General features: G+C 62.0%; 12 protein-coding genes. 3 read left to right on the top strand and 9 right to left on the bottom strand.

Going from position 1 to position 13886, the window contains the following annotated elements; all coding sequences use genetic code 11:
- Window positions 1-11: 11 nt before the first annotated feature.
- The 9 genes from ACM6IK_RS01450 to ACM6IK_RS01410 all read right to left on the bottom strand — a co-directional run bounded on the left by ACM6IK_RS01450 (window position 12) and on the right by ACM6IK_RS01410 (window position 11174).
- Window positions 12-1310, bottom strand: a complete 1299-nt coding sequence (locus ACM6IK_RS01450; protein WP_414872832.1) for an MFS transporter — start codon at window positions 1308-1310, stop codon at window positions 12-14.
- A 120-nt stretch (window positions 1311-1430) separates the two neighbouring features.
- The gene (locus tag ACM6IK_RS01445; RefSeq protein WP_414872831.1) at window positions 1431-2417 is read right to left on the bottom strand and encodes a sugar kinase; all 987 of its coding nucleotides are present in this window, start codon (window positions 2415-2417) and stop codon (window positions 1431-1433) included.
- Window positions 2410-3192: a sugar phosphate isomerase/epimerase family protein gene (locus ACM6IK_RS01440; protein ID WP_414872830.1), complete on the bottom strand. Its 783-nt coding sequence runs from the start codon at window positions 3190-3192 to the stop codon at window positions 2410-2412. Before ACM6IK_RS01440 ends, ACM6IK_RS01445 begins: the two co-directional genes overlap by 8 nt.
- A 153-nt stretch (window positions 3193-3345) precedes the next feature.
- The gene (locus ACM6IK_RS01435; protein WP_414872829.1) at window positions 3346-4371 is read right to left on the bottom strand and encodes a LacI family DNA-binding transcriptional regulator; all 1026 of its coding nucleotides are present in this window, start codon (window positions 4369-4371) and stop codon (window positions 3346-3348) included.
- A gap of 140 nt (window positions 4372-4511) precedes the next feature.
- Window positions 4512-5120 carry a LysE family translocator gene (locus ACM6IK_RS01430; RefSeq protein ID WP_414872828.1) on the bottom strand — a complete coding sequence of 203 codons (609 nt, stop codon included), beginning with the start codon at window positions 5118-5120 and terminating at the stop codon, window positions 4512-4514.
- Window positions 5121-5172: 52 nt separating this feature from the next.
- Window positions 5173-6012, bottom strand: coding sequence for an AraC family ligand binding domain-containing protein (locus ACM6IK_RS01425; RefSeq protein WP_414872827.1), 840 nt, complete (start codon window positions 6010-6012; stop codon window positions 5173-5175).
- A 77-nt stretch (window positions 6013-6089) separates the two neighbouring features.
- Window positions 6090-6731 (bottom strand): DUF1345 domain-containing protein, encoded by a 642-nt coding sequence (locus ACM6IK_RS01420; RefSeq protein WP_108217454.1) that lies wholly within the window; start codon window positions 6729-6731, stop codon window positions 6090-6092.
- A 180-nt stretch (window positions 6732-6911) separates the two neighbouring features.
- The gene (locus tag ACM6IK_RS01415; RefSeq protein ID WP_414872826.1) at window positions 6912-10001 is read right to left on the bottom strand and encodes a multidrug efflux RND transporter permease subunit; all 3090 of its coding nucleotides are present in this window, start codon (window positions 9999-10001) and stop codon (window positions 6912-6914) included.
- Between the two features lie 15 nt (window positions 10002-10016).
- Window positions 10017-11174: an efflux RND transporter periplasmic adaptor subunit gene (locus tag ACM6IK_RS01410; protein ID WP_108217456.1), complete on the bottom strand. Its 1158-nt coding sequence runs from the start codon at window positions 11172-11174 to the stop codon at window positions 10017-10019.
- Between the two features lie 293 nt (window positions 11175-11467).
- On the opposite strand from ACM6IK_RS01410, the gene ACM6IK_RS01405 reads away from it, so the two are divergent.
- From ACM6IK_RS01405 to ACM6IK_RS01395, 3 genes are all read left to right on the top strand, one after another.
- A complete protein-coding gene (locus ACM6IK_RS01405) occupies window positions 11468-12169 on the top strand; it encodes a response regulator transcription factor (RefSeq protein WP_007970971.1) in 702 nt (233 codons plus the stop codon).
- Window positions 12170-12173: 4 nt separating this feature from the next.
- A complete protein-coding gene (locus ACM6IK_RS01400) occupies window positions 12174-13475 on the top strand; it encodes an ATP-binding protein (protein ID WP_414872825.1) in 1302 nt (433 codons plus the stop codon).
- A 110-nt stretch (window positions 13476-13585) separates the two neighbouring features.
- Window positions 13586-13861, top strand: coding sequence for a hypothetical protein (locus tag ACM6IK_RS01395; RefSeq protein ID WP_414872824.1), 276 nt, complete (start codon window positions 13586-13588; stop codon window positions 13859-13861).
- Window positions 13862-13886: the final 25 nt, after the last annotated feature.

Below are 13886 nucleotides of genomic sequence, written 5' to 3'. Positions count from 1 at the left end.
TCAACTTCAATTCAGGAATGTGCCGTGGCGGTGCGCGTTACTGTGGCCGCGGGCCGCTCCCGATCGCTGGCGCCGGGCTTGAGGAAAATGGTCAGCAGCACCGCGAACATCAGCGCGCCGCTCATCAACAGGTACGAGGCGCCGGGCGAGCCGGTGGAGCTGTTCAGGTAACCGACCAGATAGGAACCGCCAAAGGATCCGAGGGCGCCCATGCTGTTGATCAGCGCCATGGCACCGCCCGCGACGTTGGCCGGGAGGATCTCCGGAATGATTGCGAAGAACGGTCCGTAAGGCGCGTACATGCAGGCGCCGGCAATCACCAGCAGGGTGTAGGACCACCAGAAGTGTTCAGCACCCAAGGCGTAGGAACCATAGAAGGCAATCGAAGCAATCAGCAGTGGCGGCCAGACGAAACGTTTACGTTTTTGCAGTTTGTCCGAACCCCAGGACACCAGCAGCATGCCGATCACCGCCGCCAGGTACGGCAGCGCCGACAGCCAGCCGGCCTGAATCATGTCCATCTGCGCGCCAGCCTTGAGGATCGACGGCAGCCACAACACGAAGCCGTACACGCCAATGCTCCAGCAGAAAAACTGCAGGGCCAGGATGATCACTTTGGGTGAGCGGAACGCTTCGGCGTAGTTCTTCACGGCCTTGATGCCGACCTGTTCGGCGGCCAGTGCGCTTTCCAGGTCTTGTTTTTCCTGGTCGTTGAGCCACTTGGCTTGTGACGGGCGATCATCGGCCAGGCGCCACCAGATGAATGCCCACAACACCGCTGGCAAACCTTCGACGATGAACATCCAGCGCCAGCTGTAGTGCTGCACCAGATAGCCCGAGACCACCGACATCCAGAGCATGGTCACCGGGTTGCCGAGGATCAGGAAGGTGTTGGCCCGCGAGCGTTCGGCACGGGTGAACCAGTGGCACAGGTAGATCAGCATCGCCGGCATCACTGCGGCTTCGACCACGCCGAGCATGAAGCGGATGACGATCAGCCAGTAGGCATTGGAGACAATCCCGGTCAACGTCGCCAGGCTGCCCCAGAGGATCAGGCTGACGAAAATCAGCTTCTTCACACTGTGTTTCTGCGCGTAGATCGCACCGGGTACCTGGAAGAAAAAGTAGCCGAGGAAGAACAGCGCGCCGAGCATCGACGACAGGCCTGGTGTGATCATCAGGTCCGCCGCCATGCCGGACGCGGCGGCGAACCCATAGTTGGCGCGATCCAGATACGCCAGGCTATAGGTGATGAACACGATGGGCATGATGTACCACCAGCGGCGGGTGGCGAGTGTTGCGGTTTTCATGGTGGTGCTCCTGAGCTTGTTGTTTTTGTCGCAGCAGGTAACGGTTTAAATCTTCAGTGACTGGGCGGGCCTCATCGCGGGCAAGCCCGCTCCCACAGGGATCTGTGGTGGCCATTAAATTCATGTTCGACACATACCCCCTGTGGGAGCGAGCTTGCTCGCGATGGCGGCCTCAAATTCGCTGACCACTTCGGATCGGGTCGGCAACCCCTCCATATCCCCCCGGCTTTGCACCGCCCGGCTGCCAATCCAGTTGGCGCGTTTCACGGCCTCGACAACGCTTTGGTTTTCCAACAGCGCGCTGATCATGCCGACGGCAAAACCATCGCCGGCACCCACCGTATCGACCACCGTTTCCACCGGCACGCCAGCCACGAAACCCTGATCAACATGTGTGCGGTAGTAAGCCCCGTGCGGGCCAAGCTTGATCGCCACGGTTTCGGCGCCCTGGTCGAGGTAGAAGGCGGCGATGTCGGCCGGGTCTTCGAAACCGGTCAGCAAGCGACCTTCGCTCAACCCCGGCAGCACCCAATGGGCGAGGGCGGCGAGGCGGTTGATCTCGGTGATCATTTGTTGCTCGCTGGCCCACAGGCGCGGGCGCAGGTTCGGGTCGAAGGACACACTGCGTCCGGCCTCGCGCATGCGGGTCATCAATTCGAACGACATCTGCCGCGCCGACTCCGACAGCGCCGGAGGAATGCCGGTGGCGTGCAGGTGTCGGGCCTTGAGCAATTGGGGCACGATCGAGTGCGGCGACAGGTGACTGGCCGCCGAACCACGGCGGAAGTACTCGACCACCGGATCGCTGCCATCGTCGGTGCGGGACTTGAGTTGAAAACCGGTCGGGTGGGCGGTGTCGATGTCGATGTGGCGGCAATCCAGGCCTTCTTTTTCCAGGGTATCGACCACGAACCGGCCCAGCGAATCGGCACCGACGCGGCTCAGCCATGCCACGTTGAAGCCCAGTCGGGAAAGGCCAATGGCGACGTTGCTGTCAGCGCCGGCAATACGTTTGTGAAAAACGCCGACGCTGGCCAGATCACCCGCCTGCTCGGCGACGAACATCGCCATGGTCTCGCCGAAGGACAGAATATCGATCTCAGACATGGGCACTCTCCCGTTGCGATTGGCCGAGGTGGGCGAGGGCGGCGACGTGCTCGGTGGTCAGTTGCACCAGGTCATCGCCTTGCAGCGGATATTCCGCGGCCCGCATAACGCCCTGGGCCATGTGTTGCAGCAGGTGTTCCCACTGTTGCAGGTCACTGGCGGCGGGCGGGATGGCGACCAGTTTGCCGTCGGCACGGCGCGTGACCGCTTTGCAGTGCACATAACCGACATGACGACCGAGCAACCGTGCGGCGCTGGCGGCGGACTGGTCCTGCCAGTGCCAGTTGCCGATATCGAAGGTCATTTTGATCGGCAGCTCGTGCCGCTCGACGTCCGCGAAAAAGCGCTGGAAGGGTTCAATACGGCCGCCGTGCAGGGTCTGGTCGTTTTCCACCAGCAACTGCACGGCGCTTTCGCCCAGCACTCGGGCGAGGGTTTGCAGATCGTTGTTGTCGGTGAAATAGCCCAACGACACTTTCAGCCATTTGGCGCCGAACGCCTGGGCGCGTTGCAGGGCCGTGATCAGTTCGGGGTTGGGCCTGGATTGCCCGGCCAGCCATAGCTCCGTGGGTGATGAATACACGCTCTGCAGGCCTTCTGCCTGAGTGGCATCGGCCAGTTGAGCGGGGTCCTCGATGGTCAGCAGTTCTTCACGCCACTCAATGCGCGTGGCGCCGGCGGCGGCGAGAATCTCGATGAAGCTGCCCTGGCCGCGTTGACGCACAAGGTCGGCGCCGTAGCTGGAAAGGCTGATGGAAACGGCTGGTCTATTCATTGTTTTTCTACCTCTGAAACCGGTTTCATTTTTGTTCAAATTTTTTTTGTGATGCTAGTCAGAGCCCCATCGCGAGCAGGCTCACTCCTACAATGGGCCTATATTCACAAATCCACTGTAGGAGCGAGCCTGCTCGCGATGGCGTCTTAACATTCAACGCAAATTCCCAAGGGTCGACCCCCGCACAACCAGCCGCGCCGAAAAATCCAGCGTCCGCACCGCCCCGTCATCCCCGCGCAGCCGCTTGAGCAGACACTCGAACGCACTGGCGCCCATCTCGGTAGTCGGCTGCGCGAGGGCGGTAATGCCGCTGCCCACCAACGGGTACCAATCCAGGTCATCGAGGGCGATCAAGCCCACGTCGTCGAACAGGTTGCACTGGAGTTCACGCAACGCATGTGTGCTGGCGAGCGCCGCAACCCCGTTCGCGCAAAACAACGCCTTAGGGCCGGGGCCAGGCGTGTCGAGGAAGGATTTCAGCTGTGCGGTCAGCTCGCTGCCGGTTTCGATGTGCGTGCCGCGAAGTGCCGGGCGTTGCCCGATTTGCGCCTTGAAGCTGCTGACCCGCTCGATTCGCGAACTGGTGCCGTCGAAGGGCTCGGTGACCAACAACACATCGCGATAACCGCGCTCTTCAAGATGGGCGAGGGCCATCTCGATGGCCTGCGGGTTGTTCAGCCCGACCATATCGCTTTCAAGGTGCTCCACCTTGCGATCCACCAATACCATGGGCATTTCCCGGTGCAGTTCGTGCAATTGATCGCGGTGATGACCGAGGGTGTTCACGATCAGGCCTTCGATGTTGTACGAGCGCAGCAGGGCCAGGTGCTGGCGCTCTTGCTCGTCATCGCGGTCGGTGTTGCACACCACCAGGCTATAGCCGTGCTGACGGCAGGCGGTTTCCACCCCGTGCATCACGGCAATTGAATAAGGGTTGCGGATATCGGCCACCAGCATGCCGATCAGGCGGGTGCGCCCGCGTTTGAGGCCGCGGGCCATCTGGTTCGGGCGGTAGCCGAGTTCGGCAATGGCCTGTTCGATGCGCTGGGCAATGGCATCGGAGAGCAGGGCGCGATCATCGCCAATGAACCGCGAAACGCTGGCCTTGGAGACCTTGGCGTGTTCGGCCACGTCGAGCATGGTCACGCGGCTGCGCTGGGCGGCGGAGAAATCGTTCACGGTCTGAAACCTTCTTATTGGATTTATAAGGTCGAGTGCTTCGTGAGATAGCGCTGAAACCGGTTTCAGAAGACACCAAAAGTCAATTCGCCGTCAAGCCCCGGATGGTTGATTGTCGAACAATGACCGATAAGCGGCGCTCAGGCCAACACGCTCAACCACGCAGAACCCAGCAATAACAGGCCCATGCAGCGGTTCAAGCGTTGAATGGCACGGGGTGAGCGCAACCAGCGGCTTGAACCGGCACCGAGCGCCGCCCAAGCCGCGAGACATGGCAGGGAAACCAGAAAAAAACCCAGCGACAAATACATCACCTGCACGGCGCGATGCTCGCCATCCCCGGCGAATACGCTGACCACCGCCAGCGCCATCATCCAGGTTTTCGGGTTGACCAGTTGCAGGCTGGCGGCGCCCATCCACCCGAGGCGCGCTTCGCTGTTGCCGGCGGCAATGGCTGTCGCCGGGGCGCTGAAAATCTGCCAGGCCAGATAACTCAGCCACGCCACACCGGCCCATTGCATGACGCCTTGCACGGCGGGCCACGCGGTCAATGATGAACCGATGCCGGTGCCCACCAGCAATACGAGGGTCGCAGCACTGGCGCAGGCGCCGACAATGATCGGCACAGCCGCGACCCACCCGTATCGAGCGCTGTTGCTCAGCACCAGAATATTGGTCGGGCCGGGGGTGATCGAGGCTACGAAGGCAAACAGCAGGAAAGGCAATAAAGTCGGGAATGAGGGCAGCATCGCGGGCTAACTCCGGTGAAGATCAGTGAAGTCGATCTTCACAACCCCGGGCTTATCTGTCTGGAAGATTTGAGCAGCGCTTGCGGTACAGCGCCGGTGTCAGGCCATAGGCGCGCATGAACCAACGCCCCAGATGGCTCTGATCGGCAAAGCCCAGCGCCATTGCCACCGCCGCCGGTTGTTCGCCACGGGCCAGCAGGCGGCGGGCGGTTGCCAGGCGCAGCTGCACCAGATACGCGTGGGGCGCCATGCCATAGGCAGCCTTGAACGCACGGGTCAGGCGAAAGCGATCGACGCCTGTGACGGCGGCCAGTTGATCGAGGCCGATGTCGTATTGCGCATTGGCATGCAGGTATTCCCGGGCTTTGTGTGCCACCCGCGGCAGACGCGGGTCCTGGCCATCGCGGGCGCGCCAGTGCAAGTGGCTGGTCAGGCGCTCGAGCAAACCGTCGAGGGCGGTCTGGCGGACGATCTTCAGTTCACCGCGATGCAGGGTTTCAAACGCCAGGCTGGTGGCCTGGGCCAGACGCGCATCGCAGGCCAGGGTGGCGGCGAAGCTCAATTGGCTGTTGTCGGGGGCATGATCGAACACGGCGCCGAGTTCGCGTTGCAACCACTGCGGGTCGAGGTACAGCATGCGGTAGGTGAAACCGTCGGCGGTCGGTGCTTCACCGTCATGGATGTCACCGGGTTCCAGCAGAAACACCTTGCCCGGCGTGCTCTGGTGCCTGGCCCGTCGGCAATTGAATTGCTGGACCCCTTGTTCGGTGACGCCCACCAGATAACTGTCGTGCCAGTGCGGGTCATAGGCGTGACCTTCGAAATGCGCGCGCAGGGTCTCGATGCCGGTGTCGGCATCCCGGGCCAGATCGATCCAGTTGTGAGCGCTCATGGGGTACCTGCGAATCGGTTTTGCCGGGCTATTTAACGCCTTGACCGAGGGCCATGCCTAGAACGTTTGTGCAGTCATCAGCCGAACAGGCCGGCGGCGATGTTGATCGAGAACCCGAGAATGGCAGTGTTGAACAAAAAGCCGATCAGCGACTGCGCCAGCACGATCTTGCGCATGCCTGGCGTGGCCACGCCGACATCCGAAGTTTGCACTGCCACGCCGATGGTGAACGAGAAGTACAGGAAGTCCCAGTAGTCGGGCGTCGTCAGGCCTTCGGCAAAGCGCAGCGCCGGCTCCTTGCCATTCCAGATGTAGTACAGCCGCGCGTAATGCAGGCTGAAGATGACGCCGATCAGCAACCATGAGCCGATGACGGTCAGCGCGGTGAAGCCGTAACGCATCAGTTTGCGGGTGGTTTCCAGGTCTTTGCTGCCGGCCAGTTCGAAGGTGATGGTCGCCAGGCTGGCCAGTGCCGCAATGCACACCAGCGCCAGCACCAGCCCGGCATTTTCGTCCTCGATTTCGGCGATGCGTTTTACGTCAGTCGCTTTCGAACGCACGGTGAGCCAGAACATCAGCAACAGGTAGATCCAGACGCCGGCATTCCAGCCGATGAGGATCTTGCTGATCGGCGAATCGGCCGGAGCCAGAATGCCCACCGCGATGCCCAGCAGGATGGCGGCGGACAGGCGAGGGTGGGTGCGTGCGAGGAAGATCATGGAGGCTCGACGGGTTGGGTCTGTGCAATCACCTTAGCCCAGGTACCCCCAATCTTGAAATCCCAGAGATCCCTGTAGGAGCGAGCCTGCTCGCGATGGCGGCGTGTCATTCAACAAACATGTTGAAAGTGATGGCCTCATCGCGAGCAGGCTCGCTCCTACAGGGGCATGCGGAGTTGATCAGTGGCGCTTGCGCACCAGCTTCATCACCACCACAAAAAACACCGGCACGAACACCACGGCCAGGGTCGCCGTGATCATCCCGCCGATCACCCCGGTGCCGATGGCCTGCTGGCTCGCCGAACTGGCGCCAGTGGCAATCGCCAGCGGCACCACGCCAAGAATGAACGCCAGCGAGGTCATGACAATCGGCCGCAACCGCAGGCGTGCCGCTTGCAGGGTTGCGTCGATCAGGTCGTGGCCTTCGTCGTACAGGCTCTTGGCGAACTCGATGATCAGGATCGCGTTCTTTGCCGACAGGCCGATGATGGTGATCAGCCCGACCTTGAAGAACACATCGTTGGGCATCCCGCGCAAGGTCACCGCCAGCACCGCGCCGAGCACACCCAGCGGCACCACCAGCAGCACCGAGGTCGGGATCGACCAGCTCTCGTACAACGCCGCCAGGCACAGGAACACGATCAACAGCGACAACCCCAGCAGGATCGGTGCCTGGCTGCCGGACAACCGCTCCTGCAACGACAACCCGGTCCATTCCTGGCCCAGGCCAGCCGGACCTTGCGCCACCAGCCGCTCGATCTCGGCCATGGCCTCTCCGGTGCTGTGGCCCGGCGTCGGTTCACCGGAAATGCTGATTGCCGGGTAGCCGTTGTAGCGGGTCAACTGCGCCGGGCCCTGAGTCCACCTGGCTTGCACGAAGGCCGACAATGGCACCATTTTTTCGTGGGTGTTACGCACGTGAATCTTCAGCAGGTCAGCCACCTGACTGCGCTGGTCACCCTCGGCCTGCACCACGACGCGCTGCATCCGCCCCTGATTGGGAAAGTCGTTGATGTAGGCCGAGCCCACGGCCGTGGACAGCACGTTGCCGACGTCGGCAAAGGACACGCCCAGTGCGTTGGCCTGCTTGCGGTCGACGATCAGTTGCACCTGTGGTGCCTCGGCCAGGGCGCTTTCGCGCACGTTCATCAGGATCGGACTTTTTTCGGCCGCCGCGAGCAGGTCGGTGCGAGCCTCCATCAACTTCGCATGACCGAGGCCGCCGCGATCCTGCAGGCGGAACTCGAATCCGCTGGAGGTACCCAGGCCATCCACGGGCGGTGGCAATACGGCAAATGTCACTGCGTCCTTGATCTGGCTGAGCGCAACGTTGGCTCGGTCGGCAATCGAGCTGGCCGAATCGTCGCTGCCACGCTCGGACCAGTCTTTGAGCGTGCTGAACGCCAACGCCGCATTCTGCCCGCTGCCGGAGAAGCTGAATCCGAGAATCACCACGCTGTCACGAATGCCCGGCTCCCCGGCGTTGTGCGCTTCAACCTGCTCGGCCACCTGCACTGTGCGGTTCTTGCTCGCGCCCGGTGGCAATTGAATGTCGGTGATGGTGTAACCCTGGTCTTCCACCGGCAGGAACGAGGAGGGCAGGCGACTGAAGCACACGGCCAGACCCACCAGCAACACGCCGTAGATCAGCAGGAAACGCCCGCTGCGTTTCAGTGCATAGGCAACCCAGCCTTGATAGCGTTCGGTCAGTTGCTCGAAGCGGCGGTTGAACCAGCCAAAGAAGCCGGTCTTTTCGTGGTGTTCGCCCTTGGCAATCGGCTTGAGCAACGTCGCGCACAGGGCCGGGGTCAAGGTCAGGGCGAGGAACGCCGAGAACAGGATGGACGTGGCCATCGACAGCGAGAACTGCTGGTAGATCACCCCGACCGAGCCCTGCATGAACGCCATCGGAATGAACACCGCGACCAGCACCAGGGTGATGCCGATGATGGCCCCGGTGATCTGCCGCATGGCCTTGCGCGTGGCTTCCTTGGGCGACAAGCCCTCGGTGGCCATGATCCGCTCGACGTTCTCCACCACCACGATGGCGTCGTCCACCAGAATGCCGATGGCCAGCACCATGCCGAACATGGTCAGCACGTTGATCGAAAATCCAAGCGCCAGCATCGTTGCAAAGGTGCCCATCAGCGCCACCGGCACTACCAACGTCGGAATCAGTGTGTAGCGGATGTTTTGCAGGAACAGGAACATCACCGCGAACACCAGCAACATCGCCTCGCCGAGGGTGTAGACGACCTTGGTGATCGAGACTTTGACGAAGGGCGAGGTGTCGTACGGGATCTTGTATTCGACGTTCGCCGGGAAGTAGCGCGACAGCTCATCCATCTTCGCCCGCACCAGGGTCGCGGTGTTCAGGGCGTTGGCTCCGGGCGACAACTGCACGCCGACGGCGGTGGACGGCTTGCCGTTCAGGCGCGTGGAAAACTGGTATTCCTGGCTACCGATCTCGACCCGCGCCACATCGCTGATGCGCACGGTAGAACCGTCCGGATTGGCCTTGAGGACGATGTCGGCAAACTCTTCGGGGGCCGATAGCTGACCCTTGACCAGAATGGTTGCGGTGATTTCCTGAGTGGTGCGGGTCGGCAGATCGCCGATGCTGCCGGCCGACACCTGGGCGTTTTGCGCGACGATGGCGGCGTTGACGTCCGCCGGTGTCAGGTTGAAGGCGAGCAGCTTCCGCGGGTCGATCCAGATCCGCATCGCCCGCTCGGCGCCATACAACTGTGCCTTGCCGACGCCGTCCAGGCGCTTGATTTCGTTCATCACATTGCGCGCCAGGTAATCGCTGAGCGCTACGTCGTCGAGTTTGCCGTCGCTGGAGGTGAGGCTGATCAACAGCAGGAAACCGGAGGAGACTTTCTCCACCTGCAAACCTTGCTGGATCACCGCTTGGGGCAGGCGTGACTCCACGGCTTTCAGGCGGTTCTGCACATCGACCTGAGCCAACTCCGGGTTGGTGCCCGGCTGGAAGGTGGCCTTGATGGTCGCGCTGCCGAGGCTGCTCTGGGATTCGAAATACAACAGGTGATCGGCGCCGTTGAGCTCTTCCTCGATCAGGCTGACCACGCTCTCGTCCACGGTTTGCGCCGAAGCGCCCGGGTACACGGCATAGATTTCGACTTGTGGCGGCGCAACATTCGGGTATTGCGCCACCGGCAGTTGCGGAATGGCCAGCGCACCGGCCAGCAGGATGAACAGGGCAACCACCCAGGCGAACACCGGGCGGTCGATAAAGAACTGCGGCATAAAAAAGCGTCCTGCTTACTGACCAGTCACCTGGGCAAGTGGAAGAGGGGTGTCGTCGATCTGCACTTTCTCGCCGACGCGAGCGTGCTGCAGACCCTCGATGACGATGCGGTCGCCTGCTTTCAGGCCGCTGGTGACGATCCAGCGATCGTTCTGCACGGCGCCCAGTTCGACCGGTTGCTGGCCGACCCGCTGTTCGCCGTCGAGCAGCAGCACCTGGGCGATGCCTGCGCTGTCGCGCTGGATGGCCCGTTGCGGCACGCTGATGCCCTGCTGGTTGACCGCTTGTTCCAGGCGTACGCGCACGAAACTGCCGGGCAGCAAGTCAAGGTCGGGGTTGGGGAACTCACTGCGCAGAATGATCTGGCCGGTGCCCGGGTCGACGGTGATGTCGCTGAACAGCATTTTGCCCGGCAGCGGGTAGAGGCTGCCGTCATCCTGAATCAGCGTGGCCTTGGCCTGGTCCTGGCCGACCTGCTGCAACTGGCCGGAGCGGAAGGCGCGGCGCAGTTCGTTGAGTTCGCGGGTGGACTGGGTGAGGTCGGCGTGAATCGGGTTCAGTTGCTGAATCAGCGCCAGCGGCGTGGTTTCGTTCTGCCCGACCAGCGCGCCTTCGGTGACCAACGCGCGACCGATACGCCCGGAAATCGGCGCCGTGACTGTGGCATAACCGAGGTTCAACCGGGCGCGCTCCACTGCTGCCTTGTTGGCGGCGACGTCGGCGGCGGTCTGCCGGGCGTTGGCCCGGGCGTTGTCGTAGTCTTGACCGCTGATGGCCTTTTCGTCGATCAACTGGGCGTAGCGCTGTTCCTGCAATCTGGCCTGGAACGCATTGGCCTCGGCCTTGCGCAATGCCGCTTCAGCGCTATCCAGGTCAGCCTTGAACGGCGCCGGGTCGATGCGGAACAACACATCGCCCTGTTTTACGTCACTGCCTTCACGGAAGGTCCGCTGCAAGACCACGCCGGCCACGCGGGCACGCACTTCGGCCATGCGCGGCGCAGCAATCCGTCCGCTCAGTTCACTGCTGATGGTCAGTGGCCGCGCTACGATGGTCTCAATGCGCACCGTGGCCAGCGGCGCCTGTTCCTCGGCATTCGTGGACTTGTCACACGCACCCAGTGTCAACGCCAGAGCAATCAGACTGAGCCTGGCAAGCAGATTCTTCGACATGTAATACCCCAATAAAGACCCCCAGCATCCTACTGGGCGAAGGCGAGGGTAGCGGTGAAGCTTTGTTGGTGCTGTGTGAAATTGTGTAAGGGTTTTACTCGGGTGGGCGTGAGGGCGTATATCCTTCAGTCCTTGAATTTTATAGCGCCAGATAGATTGCTATCGCGAGCAAGCTCGCTCCCACAGGGATTTGATGTGAACACAAATGTTGTGAACACCACCGACCACTGTGGGAGCGAGCTTGCTCGCGATGGCGGCGTATCTGGCGCCACAGCTCTTTCTGGAAACACCCCATGCCCAACATCCTCCTGGTCGAAGACGACACCGCCCTCGCCGAACTGATTGCCAGCTACCTGGAACGCAACGGTTATTCCGTCAGCGTGATCGGTCGTGGTGACCATGTGCGCGAACGTGCGCGGCTCAATCCGCCGGACCTGGTGATCCTCGACCTGATGCTGCCCGGCCTCGACGGCTTGCAGGTCTGCCGTCTGCTGCGTGCCGATTCGGCGACCTTGCCGATCCTGATGCTCACCGCCCGCGACGACAGCCACGACCAGGTCCTGGGCCTGGAAATGGGCGCCGACGACTACGTGACCAAACCCTGCGAGCCGCGGGTGCTGCTGGCCCGGGTGCGGACCTTGTTGCGCCGCAGCAGCCTCAGCGAGCCGCAGACCGCTAACGACCGCATTCTGATGGGCAACCTGTGCATCGATTTGTCCGAACGCACCGTGACCTGGCGCGAGCAATTGGTGGACCTGTCCAGCGGTGAGTACAACCTGCTGGTGGTGCTGGCCCGGCATGCCGGTGAGGTGTTGAGTCGCGACCAGATCCTGCAACGCCTGCGCGGTATCGAGTTCAACGGCACCGACCGTTCGGTGGACGTGGCGATTTCCAAGCTGCGGCGCAAATTCGACGACCACGCCGGCGAGGCGCGCAAGATCAAGACCGTGTGGGGCAAGGGTTACCTGTTCAGTCGTTCCGAGTGGGAATGCTGAGCCGATGTTCAGAATCCTCTTTCGTTTGTACCTGGTGACCATCGTCTCGTTCAGCGCGGCGATCTATCTGGTGCCTGATCTGGTGATCAAGGTGTTCCACGAGCGCTTTGTCACCTACAACCTCGATTACTCCCGCGGATTGCAAACGCTGATCGTCAAACAGTTTCACGCAGCCCCGACCGGGCAGTGGCCAGCCCTGGCGGCTGAAATGGACAAGGACTTCAAACCACTGCACATCGTGCTCAGTGGCAATGACGACAGCAGCCTGACGCCTGATGAACAGCAGCGCTTGCGCCGCGGCGAGAACGTTGTGCGCGTCGGCGACTGGGGCTGGCGCACGCTGGCAGTCGCACCGCTGAATGAGCGCACCGTGGTGCAAATGGTCGTGCCACCCGATCCGCTGGACGTCAACCTGTTGTACTGGAGCATCAACGTGCTGATCGGCGCGACCATGCTCGCGTGTCTGTTGCTGTGGCTGCGCCCGCACTGGCGTGATCTGGAGCGCCTCAAGGGCGCGGCCGAACGCTTTGGCAAGGGCCAGTTGAGCGAGCGCACGCAAATTTCCCCGAGTTCCAACATCGGCAGCCTGGCCAGCGTTTTCGACACCATGGCCGGCGACATCGAGAACTTGCTCAACCAGCAGCGGGACTTGCTCAATGCGGTGTCCCACGAGTTGCGCACCCCGTTGACGCGCCTGGATTTCGGCCTGGCGCTGGCGCTGTCCGACGACTTGCCGGCGGCCAGCCGCGAGCGCCTGCAAAGCCTGGTGGCGCACATTCGGGAACTCGATGAACTGGTGCTGGAGTTGCTGTCCTACAGTCGCCTGCAAAACCCGGGGCAGTTGCCCGAGCAGGTCGAGGTGTCGCTGGATGAGTTCATCGACAGCATCCTTGGTAGCGTCGACGAAGAGCTGGAATCCCCGGAAATCGTCATCGACGTGCTGCTCCACGGCCAGCTCGAACGCTTCAGCCTGGACCCGCGCCTGACCGCTCGCGCCCTGCAAAACCTGCTGCGCAACGCCATGCGCTACTGCGAGAAGCGTATCCAGATCGGTGTTCAGGTGTATGTCGGCGGTTGTGAGATCTGGGTCGACGATGACGGCATTGGCATTCCGGATGACGAGCGTGAGCGGATTTTCGAACCGTTCTACCGCCTCGACCGCAGCCGCGACCGCGCCACGGGTGGTTTCGGTCTGGGGCTGGCGATCAGCCGCCGCGCGCTGGAGGCCCAGGGCGGCACGCTGACGGTGCAAGCCTCGCCGCTGGGCGGGGCGCGGTTTCGCTTGTGGTTGCCGGCTTCGGCCTGATTGCGACAAGCGGCAGCTTCTTCTGTCAACTTTGACAGTAGCAAGACGCTGCGCTTGCGCGTTTCATTGGTCTGCGACCTTAAGAGATGGCGGTAGGCTGGAGGAAAAGAATGAGCGCGCCAACAATAAGAATCAGCGGGCGAGGCACGATCAGTGCCATCCGGGATGTCAAAGTCGAGAGTGTGTCGACAAAATTCGCGATGGTCCTGCCCGATGGCGGCTATAGCAGATTGGCGATCAGGATCGGACCCAACATCACAGCAGAGGGTCGCGCCTGTTTTCTGGTTGGCGATGCAGTGAAATATACGATGACGAAGAGGGCAGATGGAGAGCTGCTGAGCGCACACGACCTTGAGCGGGTGTGCATCGATTTCTGGACAACGTGATGGCCTGCGGGGTCTTTTCCGGTCC

This window comes from Pseudomonas sp. IT-196MI5 (assembly GCF_949767415.1).
Lineage (GTDB): Bacteria > Pseudomonadota > Gammaproteobacteria > Pseudomonadales > Pseudomonadaceae > Aquipseudomonas.
This window is presented reverse-complemented; position numbering and strand designations above follow the sequence as displayed.